Annotated in this window: 12 protein-coding genes and 1 riboswitch; of the genes, 7 read left to right on the top strand and 5 right to left on the bottom strand. The window is 45.4% G+C overall.

The window, feature by feature from the left end; all coding sequences use genetic code 11:
- Positions 1 to 70: 70 nt before the first annotated feature.
- Positions 71 to 577, bottom strand: a complete 507-nt coding sequence (locus PUW25_RS00505) for a YwhD family protein (RefSeq protein WP_274337873.1) — start codon at positions 575 to 577, stop codon at positions 71 to 73.
- Positions 578 to 680: 103 nt separating this feature from the next.
- Here PUW25_RS00505 and PUW25_RS00500 point away from each other — a divergent pair, with 103 nt between their 5' ends.
- The 5 genes from PUW25_RS00500 (at position 681) to PUW25_RS00480 (ending at position 5494) form a co-directional block, all read left to right on the top strand.
- Positions 681 to 2663 (top strand): M1 family metallopeptidase, encoded by a 1983-nt coding sequence (locus tag PUW25_RS00500; protein WP_274337872.1) that lies wholly within the window; start codon positions 681 to 683, stop codon positions 2661 to 2663.
- A 12-nt stretch (positions 2664 to 2675) separates the two neighbouring features.
- Entirely contained in the window at positions 2676 to 3497 is an 822-nt protein-coding gene (locus PUW25_RS00495) for a hypothetical protein (RefSeq protein ID WP_274337871.1), read from the top strand.
- Between the two features lie 283 nt (positions 3498 to 3780).
- A riboswitch (cyclic di-AMP (ydaO/yuaA leader) is annotated at positions 3781 to 3922 on the top strand.
- A gap of 6 nt (positions 3923 to 3928) precedes the next feature.
- Positions 3929 to 4396, top strand: a complete 468-nt coding sequence (locus PUW25_RS00490; RefSeq protein WP_274337870.1) for a C40 family peptidase — start codon at positions 3929 to 3931, stop codon at positions 4394 to 4396.
- Positions 4397 to 4520: 124 nt separating this feature from the next.
- On the top strand, positions 4521 to 5018 hold the full coding sequence (locus tag PUW25_RS00485; protein ID WP_274337869.1) for a GNAT family N-acetyltransferase: 498 nt from the start codon (positions 4521 to 4523) through the stop codon (positions 5016 to 5018).
- A 113-nt stretch (positions 5019 to 5131) separates the two neighbouring features.
- Entirely contained in the window at positions 5132 to 5494 is a 363-nt protein-coding gene (locus PUW25_RS00480) for a c-type cytochrome (RefSeq protein WP_047914349.1), read from the top strand.
- A 94-nt stretch (positions 5495 to 5588) separates the two neighbouring features.
- On the opposite strand, the gene PUW25_RS00475 is transcribed toward PUW25_RS00480, so the two are convergent.
- Both PUW25_RS00475 and PUW25_RS00470 read right to left on the bottom strand, forming a co-directional pair.
- Positions 5589 to 5885, bottom strand: coding sequence for a 4a-hydroxytetrahydrobiopterin dehydratase (locus PUW25_RS00475; RefSeq protein WP_047914350.1), 297 nt, complete (start codon positions 5883 to 5885; stop codon positions 5589 to 5591).
- A gap of 241 nt (positions 5886 to 6126) precedes the next feature.
- Entirely contained in the window at positions 6127 to 6420 is a 294-nt protein-coding gene (locus tag PUW25_RS00470) for a hypothetical protein (RefSeq protein WP_047914351.1), read from the bottom strand.
- Between the two features lie 147 nt (positions 6421 to 6567).
- Between PUW25_RS00470 and motA the strand changes: the two genes are divergently transcribed.
- A complete protein-coding gene (gene motA / locus PUW25_RS00465) occupies positions 6568 to 7368 on the top strand; it encodes a flagellar motor stator protein MotA (protein ID WP_047914352.1) in 801 nt (266 codons plus the stop codon).
- Positions 7355 to 8149 carry a flagellar motor protein MotB gene (gene motB, locus PUW25_RS00460; protein ID WP_047914353.1) on the top strand — a complete coding sequence of 265 codons (795 nt, stop codon included), beginning with the start codon at positions 7355 to 7357 and terminating at the stop codon, positions 8147 to 8149. Before motA ends, motB begins: the two co-directional genes overlap by 14 nt.
- A 111-nt stretch (positions 8150 to 8260) precedes the next feature.
- Here the strand turns inward: motB and PUW25_RS00455 are convergent, their stop codons facing one another.
- Positions 8261 to 8962 (bottom strand): pseudouridine synthase, encoded by a 702-nt coding sequence (locus PUW25_RS00455; RefSeq protein WP_274337868.1) that lies wholly within the window; start codon positions 8960 to 8962, stop codon positions 8261 to 8263.
- A gap of 35 nt (positions 8963 to 8997) precedes the next feature.
- Complete coding sequence (locus PUW25_RS00450) at positions 8998 to 11304, bottom strand: PAS domain S-box protein (RefSeq protein WP_274337867.1); 2307 nt, start codon at positions 11302 to 11304, stop codon at positions 8998 to 9000.
- Positions 11305 to 11457 lie beyond the last annotated feature (153 nt).

The raw sequence follows: 11457 nt of genomic DNA, 5'->3' as shown, positions 1-11457 counted from the left end.
ATGATTAAACAGCAAAGAACCGCAGAGCTGAACTTCAGCCCTGCGGTTCTTTTAGATTTGAACAAAACTATCAGCTCTCCAGCGCTTGCTTCAATTCTTCTGGAGAAGCATTCCACCAGTCCTCATTATGAGCTATAAGCAGCTTCTTCAATGCTGCTTTCTCTTCTGCCCCTAGCTCATCCAGCATGATCCGGCGCTTCATTGCATAATCCATCTTGTTCACATGATCGGCGAGAATCTTCCAGCCCCGTCTCGCTTCCGTATCAATCCACATTTCGCATGCAGTGGCTCCTGCATACAGCTGTCCTTCCGGAGTACGGTCCACTGCCACCCATACGAGCCACACCTGGCGGCCGTTTGGCACATCTGCCTTATCCGCAGAGAATTTAATCCCCCGTTCCACTTTGCTCTTCGCATGCATGGCGCCAATATCGATCTTAGCCTCTCCAGCATCAATAATGACAGGAGATAAGTTGTTCAGATCAATGGATCCTGCACCGAATCCTTTATGCTTGCTCTTGCTGCTTACAATATTCAAGGCAATTTGTTTCTTGCCGCTTTGACCGTTTTGTTCCATTGATTATGGCCTCCAAAAGTTGATACCAATATTTTAACTAATATTTGTCCCGTTGCAAACATATACATGCCTTAGATGCTTGTCAACGGGAGGTATATAATGTATGACCCCAGTTCGCGCGAAAGTTATTCTATCTTCTATTATTGCTGTCTGTGTCCTTGGCGGCACACTGCTGCTCAGTCTAAGCGGCTCCCCGGATGCTCTACCTGCTCTCGCACCAAATACGGCCAAGCCTGGGGCTAATCCAGCACCTGCACCGGTACAGGAAAGCGTTCAAACTCCTCGAGCTGAAGTGCTGAGCGACCGCATTGTCGAATATCACATTGACGTGCAGCTGACCGAAGAGAACACCTTAAAAGGTACCTCCATCATGACCTGGACACATCCGGGAACCAAAACCGTAAATGAATTATATTTTCATCTATATCCCAATGCTTTCTCCTCTGATCAGACAACCTTTATGAAGGAGTCCGGCGGAAAGCTTCGAGGTGATGTTATGCCGAAGGACGGCCATGGCTCCATGAAGCTTACCGAGATCAAAACGACAGAAGGATTGTCGCTATTGCATCGAATTCAGTATGTCCAGCCGGACGATGGCAATATGAACGACCGCAGTCTTGTGAAGGTTCGTCTGCCCAAGCCTGTCAAAGGGGGCGAAAGCATTACATTGAACATAGCCTTTGAAGTCGAGCTGCCTAAAATTTTTGCCCGGATGGGTACAGCAGATGAATTTGTCATGGCAGGTCAGTGGTTTCCTAAAATAAGTGTCTACGAGCCTGCAGGCAGACGTAATCGGACAACCGAGGGATGGAACCTTCACCAATATCACGGGAACTCAGAATTCTATTCCGACTTCGGAATTTACAGTGTACGGATAAAAGTACCTGAGGATTATATCGTCGCTGCAACCGGATTCCCGACCAAGCCTTATACGAAGCAGGATGGCCAGAGGATTTACCAGTTCTATGCTGATGATGTCCATGATTTTGCCTGGGCGGCTTCACCGAATTTTATCGTAGCTGAGGAACCGTTCTCCTCGCCGAATGTTCCGGGAGTGCGCATCAAGCTGTATCTTGATCCGGCTCATGCCGATCTGAAGGATCGCTATTTTTACGCAGCTAAGTCTGCGCTCACCAATTATAGTGAATGGTACGGAAGGTACCCTTACTCTACCCTATCCATCGTTGTTCCTCCTATTGAAGCGAACGGTGCGGGAGGAATGGAGTATCCGACACTGATTACTGCCTTTGGCGCAGATGACACCTCCCCCGGTTATGAGCTGGAGAGAACCGTCATTCACGAGATTGGCCATCAATACTTCTATGGCATGATCGCGAGCAATGAATTTGAAGAAGCTTGGCTCGATGAAGCATTCACCTCCTATGCAGAAGACCGCCTAATGGAGCAGGAATATGGACTCACTCCCAACCTCCCGCTGCAATCTGCGTCGATGAGCTCGCCGGCATCACTTACGCAGGAGGCATGGAAGTATGACTCTCATAATCACTATGCAGAGAATGTATACACAAGAGGTAAACTCGTCCTCCTCGGTATAGAACAGCAGGTGGGGACCAAGAAGATGGATCAGATTATGGCTACCTATGCAGCCAAGTATCGATTCAAGCATCCGACGACTGCTCAATTCCAAAAGGTTGTAGAGCAGGTTACCCGCAGATCGTGGGACACTTATTTTGATCAATATATTTACGGCAGCCAAATGGCTGATTTCTCCGTGGATTCCATCGCCATCAAGGAACAGGGAACGCCTGAAGAGCCAAGCTATATTTCCTCGATCCGAGTGGCTAAGAATGCAGGAGATTACTCCGAGATTCCTATCGTCTTTACGTTTGAAGATGGACATATGATCCGCAAGGTATGGGACGGTAAAGGTGGAGAAATCATCTACAACCTGACTTACAAGTCTCCGCTGGAGTGGGCAATGGTTGATCCCGAGTACTCCATCACACTTGAGAACAAGCATATGAACAACTACTTAAAAGCTGAAGGAGATGAAGTGTTGGAGACCCGGTTTAATATCAGTATTACCAAAGTGTTGGAGCTCTTGCTCGGAAGTCTGTCATGGTGAGGTGTATAGTTGATGAAATTTTATCTCTCCGAAGGTTTTAAATTGGTGAAGCGTCATTTTCTAATCGTTATATTCTTGTTTCTGTACCAGCTGCTATGGGGTGTGCTTCTGTACAAGATTGTATCCTCTGCGGTCATTCCCTTGCTTATGCGCTATCCGGATCCCCCTCCTCATGAGCTCAGCCAGATCTTGTTCTGGTTAGAGGGGCAGATCAGCTTGAGCACCAGCTCCACAGTCCATGAATATGTATGGCTGCTTGTCCTCATGTTTATTTTAAGGATGCTCATTACTCCACTGATTCGGGCGGGTCTGTTTCACAGCCTTCATGAAGACGCAAGCACCAAAAGCTTCTCCTTTTTTCGAGGGACACTTAAGCACTGGAAAAAGACATCTCTACTCTATCTCGTTGAGATCATCTTGCTGCTGCTGCCTGCCTACTGGATCCTTCCAAAGGTGCTCCCCATTCTCATGAATGCCGTCTACAACCAGAATCTTCTTCTGCAGGCGGCTCCTTACGTCATCTTATGGATCGTTTATGCCTACATCATCAAGCAGCTGCTCCTATATGTCCAGTTTGGACTGACAGGTAGTCGAAGCAGCCTTGGCGCCGTATGGATCTGCCTCCGTCATGCACTTCCTGTCACTGGAGTTGCCCTGACACTTAGTACGCTTGCTATTCTGCTGTTCAGTGCTTTCACGGCCGTATCTCTCATATGGACAGGACTATTAGCCCTCATTCTCCAGCAGTCTTACCATCTCGTTCGATCACTGATCAATGTATGGAAGATTAGTTCGCAATTCAGCATTTGGCGATCCAACAGCGAAGAGGCCTGAATTTATTGTCTCAAATAATATCGCTCCAGCGCGAATATAACGCTTTCATAGTAGAAATTAAGTCCGACTGCTTAACGTCAAAATAGTTTACAAGTCTCGCTCTTTTCCTAGAGTGAGGCTTGTTTTTTGTAATATTTTATCAAAAAACGATTGCCAAATTTACACAATCTCTGTTACAATAGGCCCAGAACTTCTAGTAACAACTTTGTAATAATTGTTGTAACTTTTACTAACTAACTAAGTACATAGTCTTACAAGAGTGAGCGACTTTCACAGGTGCACATCATTAGAACAGCCAAATTCCTGGCATCTGGGAAGCGGGGGAACCACTTTTATGGGTGAATTGATCTCGCAACGTAAGTGATCATAGGGGAACCTTCTACCGAATCCTTAAGCTAACCTCGCAGGCATTGGAAGGGGATTATTTTTTCTTGAAAAAGTCACTAACTGCTGCAGCACTGAGTCTTGCTATTGCATTCTCCATCGGAACAGGAAGTGCATTCGCCGATTCCAAAATGGACAAGGTCATTGATAACGCTAAGGGAACCGAATATAAATATGGCGGTACGACTTTAAACGGATTTGATTGCTCTGGTTTTACCATGTATGTATTTGATAAACTCGGCATCGATCTGCCTCATCAATCTGGTTCTCAATACAAAATGGGCAAGTCTGTATCCCGTTCTGAGATGAGACCTGGCGACCTTGTATTTTTTAACACAAGCGGAAATGGTGTATCCCATGTCGGCATCTTCGTAGGTGACGGTAAATTTGCACATGCTTCCTCCTCCAAAGGAGTTATTATCAGCAAGCTGGACGAGAGCTACTATGAAAAACGTTACGTTGGTGCAAAACGTATCATGAGTACGGAAGAATACGAAACTGCTGCATTAGATTAAGCAACATTGTGCTGGAACGAACTTTATAGCCCGAAGATTAGATTACTAAATAGTAATCCATCTTCGGGCTTTTTATATTATATTAGGGAGGACTATTTGATGAGGAATCAAAGGAGACGATGACATGACGCAGAAAGGCACGACCTTTCATGCCCTTTCTATGAGTGAAGAGCATGCAGCTGAGATCTGCACTTGGCAGTACGAACCTCCTTATAACATATATGGCTGGCTGCCCTGGGAGCAAATGAAGGCACTTGAGATTGAATTCGGCGACCCTAAGCTCCGAGGCACACAATATTTATCCATTGTAAATGATACCGGTGAGCTATACGGGTTCGCACAATTATTTCCTCTAGCCGGTGTGACCCGGCTTGGTCTCGGTCTGAGACCTGATCTGTGCGGGCAGGGGCTCGGAGCCCCCTTCGTAAGCTCCATTGTACAAGAAGCTGCTGCCCGGCAGCCGCAGAATGAGATTGATCTTGAAGTTCTCACCTGGAATAAAAGAGCGATCCGCACTTATGAGAAAGCGGGATTTGCTATTCATGATACCTATGAGCGTCTTACGCCAGAGGGTCCTAAGCTGTTCTTCTGTATGGTGTATACCGGAACAAAGCTCAAATAGACATGATTGTCTCTCCTAACTTTTGTTTAAATATTTACCATAAAATACTATGAAGCAGGTTCATGATCCTTTATAATAAATGAAGGATTGTACATAGTAGGAGGACACAACGAATGAAGAAATGGATCATGAGTGGGTTATTTTTCTTCGCTTGCGCTTTTGCCCTCGTGTTAATGTTTACGGTTCCAGGAAGAGAACATGTGGCTGAAGAGGAACAGCCTCCGGCAATGCCTGAGGTAACACTAGACGCTGCTGCTGCTGAGGAGAAGGCGAAGGCAAGCTGTATTACTTGTCACGGTAATCAACTGGAAGGCGGTATGGGGCCGTCATTGCAAACCATTGGTGCAGAACATGATGCCAATAAGCTGTACCAGATTATTAGTGAAGGCACAAGCGGCGGGATGCCGGCGTTTGAAGGTCAACTCACGGAAGAAGAGATTGCCAACCTTGCTTTGTGGCTGGCCGAGAAGAAGTAGAATCGTATAACTTAAATAAAACACGCCTGCAAGAGTCTGTATCTGTCGTCAGAACATACTCCTGCAGGCGTGTTTTGTTAATTCCTATTGCAGCTTAATTTTGCATCATTCTATCGTAAGCTTCATTATATTGTTGTGCTTCTTTAATATCGATCGCTGTTATTCCTCCATCATCCCATGAAGTGAGCCGCAGTGTGACCACTTTATGATCGATGGTGATAAAAGGGTGATGATTGAATGCCTCGGATATTAATCCGACTTCATCAACAAAGGCAATCCCCTTCATGAAGCTGGTAAACGTGAATTTACGGACAATCCAGCGCCCCTCTTCGTATTCCCAGCCCTCAAGTTTATCTAGATGAGCTTCTACTTCCTCTTGTGTAAAGACCATCGCTTCAATCTAACCTCCTTGATAAGACGTACTTACATTCAGCAGACCCGGTGCCTCACGTAAATACAGGCACTGCATTAAATGCAGTAAAAGAATGCTAAGCATATCAGCAAGCTTAGGTGCAATTCTATCTCTATATTTACTGATATCTTACAATAAGGAACCGTTTGCTATCTGGTAAACGGCTTATCGTGTTCCATCTTATCATGTAAGCGATCCTAATTCCAGCGCCCCATTAGCCCTAAATCAGGGCTACGAAATCCAGTTCATCCTCGCCTATTAATATATTCAGACGATGATTTTCCTTGTCATGAATCACGACTCCACTTCCCACCGTAATCATGGATTCGCCTCCCAGGGCGTAGAACAAATCTTCTGCAAGCGCTTCATCCACCTCGCGCCGGTCTGCAGCTCCAAGCCGCTCCCAGTCCTCTTCTTCCATCTCGAAGAACGTATATCGATCTGGAATTTTTCCAATGGCCTTAATCAAATCTTCTAATATGTCACTATACTCGCGTCCATGTTTTACGCCCATACGTGTGTTCACTCCATTTTTAGTATCGTGTTTCTATTATACCGGAAAATTAACCCTTCACAAAAATGAATAACGTGTCGATAAATATTATAAATCAAAGGGATATCTTGAAAGGATTCAGATTAAATCTCATGGATGAGGTGTATGATGGAAATTTCAACAATTATTGGACTGATACTAGGGTTAGTGTCCCTAGTTGTAGGTATGATCTTTAAGGGTGCACCACTTATTAATTTGGTGAACAACCCTGCAGCTTACCTGATTATTTTTGGTGGTACGGCGGCTACCATTTTTATGGCATTCCCCATGTCAGAGGTCAAAAAAATACCCAAGCTGTTTAAGATTGTCTTCATGAAGCAGAAGATGATTGATAAGGTATCACTGATCAGCATGTTCTCCGAGTGGGCATCCATTACGCGTCGCGAAGGACTCCTCGCACTCGAGGCAAAAGTAGACGAAATCGACGATAACTTCCTGCGCAGCGGGATGCGTATGATTATAGACGGCAATGATCAGGAATTTGTCAGTGACGTCTTGATGGAGGACATCCACGCGACAGAGGAACGACACAAGACAGGCGCATTGATCTTCTCTCAAATGGGTATGTATGCTCCTACGCTTGGTGTTCTTGGCGCGGTTGTCGGTCTTATCGCCGCCCTTGGCGATCTCAGTGATATGGACAAGCTGGCTCACGCCATCGCAGCTGCCTTTATTGCGACCCTGTTAGGTATATTTACAGGATATGTGCTCTGGCATCCAATTGCGAATAAGCTCAAGCGTATTTCCAAAAAAGAAGCCGAGCTTAAATTAATGATGGTCGAAGGTCTGTTGTCCATTCAATCTGGTGTATCCACCATTGCGATCAATCAGAAGTTGTCCGTATTCCTGACCCCGAGCGAACGCGCAGAGCTAGCAAGCAAGGAGGGAAGCACAGGTGAAAAAGACTAAGAAAAGACATGAAGAGCATGAAGAGCATGTAGACGAGAGCTGGCTGCTTCCGTATTCTGACCTGATGACCTTGCTTCTGGCCTTATTCATCACTTTGTTCTCCATGAGCTCTATTGATGCTCAGAAGTTTGAACAAATGGCGAGTGCTCTAAGCAGTGCGCTTAATGGCGGTACGGGTGTATTGGATAACAAGTCTGCCTTTCCCACCGATCCCAGCATGGACTTAGGCAACGAAACGACTCCGCCCAAAAATCCGGAGACTTCTCAAGAGGCTCAGCTCGCGAAGCAAGAGCAGGAAGAGCTGGAGAAGCTGAAGAAGCAGCTCGATCAATATATTAGCGAGAACGGGCTCACCGAACAGCTGGATACCAAGCTCAATCAATCACAGCTTATGATTACCATCGCAGACAATGCTGTCTTTGCTTCAGGGCAAGCGACAGTGAAGACCGAGGCAAGAGTTCTAGCTAAGAATATATCCCGCATGCTGCAGCAATTTCCTGACTATGATGTCATTGTTACCGGTCACACGGATAATATGCCTATCAACAATGCACAATATAATGACAACTGGGATCTGAGCAGCGACCGGGCTTTGAATTTCTTGAAAATTATGCTGCTGAACACGAATCTGGATCCTTCGAAATTTACACCTAGCGGCTATGGGGAATATCACCCTGTCGCGTCTAATGATACGCCAGAAGGTCGCGCCCAGAATCGACGCGTCGAAATTTCAATTATTCGAAAATACACTGGAAGCTCTAACACGATGAGTGTGGAGTAATTAAACAGCTGAATAGCGAATAGGACAAGTGAATGGATCCATTTGCACGGAAATAAACAAAGCCTCCAATCCTGTTGGAGGCTTTGTTATATGGTCATTGCTCGTGCTTGCTTAGATCAGCTTGTAATTCAGGAGATTCCCTAATTCCGATTTCTCCTGCTCACTTAATTCTCGCCAAGTACCGATCGTTTGGGAACCGAGATGAATGTTCATGATCCGAATTCGCTTCAGTTTGCGCACTTCATATCCAAACGCACTGCACATCCGCCGAATCTGCCGATTCTTCCCTTCCGTCAGAATGATGCGAAAGGTCTTGTCGGAGATGCGAGTCACCGTACAAGGCAGTGTTCTCTCACCTAGTATCTTCACACCGCTGGACATTCCTCTCAGGAAAGACTCTGTCACCGGCCTGTTCACAGTCACAATATATTCCTTCTCATGCTTTCCTTCGGCCCGGAGGATTTTGTTAACGATATCTCCATCATTCGTCATTAAGATCAGACCCTCTGAATCCTTGTCCAACCGGCCAATCGGAAAAATACGTTCTTGGTGACCCACAAAATCTACGATGTTTCCTTCAATGTGCTGCTCTGTCGTACTGGTAATGCCGACAGGCTTGTTTAATGCAATATATACGGTGTTGCCTTTGGCACGAAGCGGCTTCCCATCAACCAGCACTTCGTCCCCTTCCTCCGCCTGACTGCCAAGGACAGCCACAACTCCGTTGATTGTTACTTTTCCGCTGTCTACCAGCTTGTCCGCCTCTCTTCGGGAACAATAGCCTGTTTCACTAATAAATTTATTAATTCGCATTCATTCACTCACCTAACATTAAAAAATCTGGATGCTTAAACTGCTTCAACATCAGAAGGGTCGGTGTCACCATCTAGGACCTCGGGTAAAAGAATGGTTACCGTCGTTCCTTTACCCTTCTCACTTTCAATTTCCATCGTGCCTTTATGAGCCTGAATTAGTCGCTGACAGACCATAAGTCCAAGCCCAGTTCCCGTTTCCTTATTCGTAAAGAACGGCTCACCAAGCTTATGCATGATATCCTCCGGAATACCAATGCCTTGATCCTTTATTCGGATTCTAATCTGCTCATCGGGAGTCTTAGAGATCGCAATACGGATCGTTCCTCCATCCGGCATTGCTTCCATCCCATTTTTTAAAATATTGATAAACACCTGCTTCAATTGATTCTCTCCGCAATGCACAATCGATGGTCCCTCGGCCTCAATATCGAATTCGATACCGTGCATATGAGCTTGGCTGTCGAGCAGAGAAATGACATCACCCATAATAAACCGGATGTCCTTCTGCTGGAAATTAACCGCCTGAGGCTTAGCCAATATGAGGAACTCGCCGACAATCAAATTAATCCGGTCCAGCTCTGACAGCATAAGGTCGATATGCCTCGGATTCAGCTTCTTGGTCTGCTGCTGCAGCTGAATGAAGCCCCGAAGTGTTGTCAGAGGATTACGTATTTCATGGGCTACACCTGCTGCCAGCTGTCCAACGGTCGTCAGCTTCTCTGACCTGCGGAGCATTTCCTCCATCCGCTTGCGGCCCGTAATGTCTCTAGAAATACTAATAAACCCCGTGATCTTGCCTTCGTTGTCCCTGATAGGTGCTGTGCTCACACTGACCTCAATTCTACTGCCATCCTTGGCTAAACGGTAAGATTCGATATAAGGAACGGTCAAGCCCTCATGAAGCTTCTGCGTCCGCTCTTTTTCTTCGTCGATTAATTCATCCGGTACATTGGTCAGCGGTTTGCCGACAATCTCCTGACTGGTCCATCCATATAATTGTTCAAAAGCCCGGTTTACCTGAATTACATTACTGTTCTCATCTGTAATATGAATGGCATCCGCTGTCTGGTTTATCACCGACTCAAGATGCTCCTTCACTGCTCGATTTTCCTCATACATCTGCTTGAGGCGATTCGTGTAATGACCGAGATTGCGGATCATCGCATTAATTCCGTTAGACAGCTGACCAAGCTCATCATGACGCTTCAGCTGCAATCCAATATTGAAATGTCCATCTGCCACCTCATTTACCTTAGAGAGCACAATTTGGATAGGCTTTGTATATGCAGAAGCCAATAAATAGCTGCCAAATATGACAATCTCCAATAAAACAAGTGATACGGCAATATGACTAACCAGCTGCTCGGTTATAACGCCCTGGATCTCCTGATAATCGGTTATAATGCTTATGATGTAGGAGCCGCCTTCCGGGTTCGGAATCGGAATCATATTCTTCAATACTTTTTTATTATCCACATTCGTTACATAAGACACATTATTACCGGTTTCAATCGCTTTATGAATTGCTGTGCCATCTTCCTTGATCTGCCCATACTCATACGTGCCGAACATAATCGGCCGGGTCCCAAATTTATAGTTGAGCTCATCCGTTCCATCGGGTGCCATAGACGGCTGTCCAAATGTGGACGGATTAATCCCTGCAATGGATAGAATGGATGGATTCACATCCTTTACCTTCTCAATCATTCCATCTGGACTTGAGAACACGACATAGTCTTCCACCTCAGACGCATTCAGAAAAGGATTAATGATGTAATTGCGTTCTCCATCGTGATAATATCCCCAAATATTGATGTTATCCGGGTCTGAAGTGGCATATTCAAATCCATCGGACCAGTAGTGATCATAGGTAATTCCCTGAGGTATTGTTACTTGATTGAAGGCAAACAGCTGTTTAAAAGCCTCGTACCAATAGGTCATTTTCTTGGTGGATAAGCCAATCTCATTTGGGTCAGAGGATTTACTCACAATGATATCGTCCTCTGTTTGAATCATGAGTGAAATATCGGTAACTCCGGTTTCTTCACTTAACTGTTCTAACTGCTCGATCGTGACGTTCTTGATATCGGGATCTAATTGATTGGCTGCTATAATGGAAGCCAGCCATATGTTCTTGGATATCTGCTTCTTAATGGACTCCGTGCTATTCTGATTCTGCTCCACTGCAAGTGCGATCTGCTTGGCAGCCGAAACGGCCCGCTTCTCACTGTCCTGCTGTAAATTCTCCTGGGTCGTATAATAGCTTAATGCAATGTTGAGCCCGAGTATAATGAGTACCGAGAATGACATTACTAAAGATAATTTTATTTTAATGGACAAGACTTCAGCTCACCTCTTGGCTCATATCCTGGCGAAATGTGACTTTATTTACTACTTCTTAGGACTTTATGTATTTATAAAACCATCATACCTTTAAGTGGTCTATTTGAAAAGGAATCTGATTCGTAACTATGCAGTAATTTATAGGAATTT

The organism is Paenibacillus urinalis, assembly GCF_028747985.1.
GTDB lineage: Bacteria > Bacillota > Bacilli > Paenibacillales > Paenibacillaceae > Paenibacillus > Paenibacillus urinalis.
The sequence above is the reverse complement of the archived record's forward strand: the minus strand, read 5'-3'. Positions and strand labels throughout refer to the sequence as shown.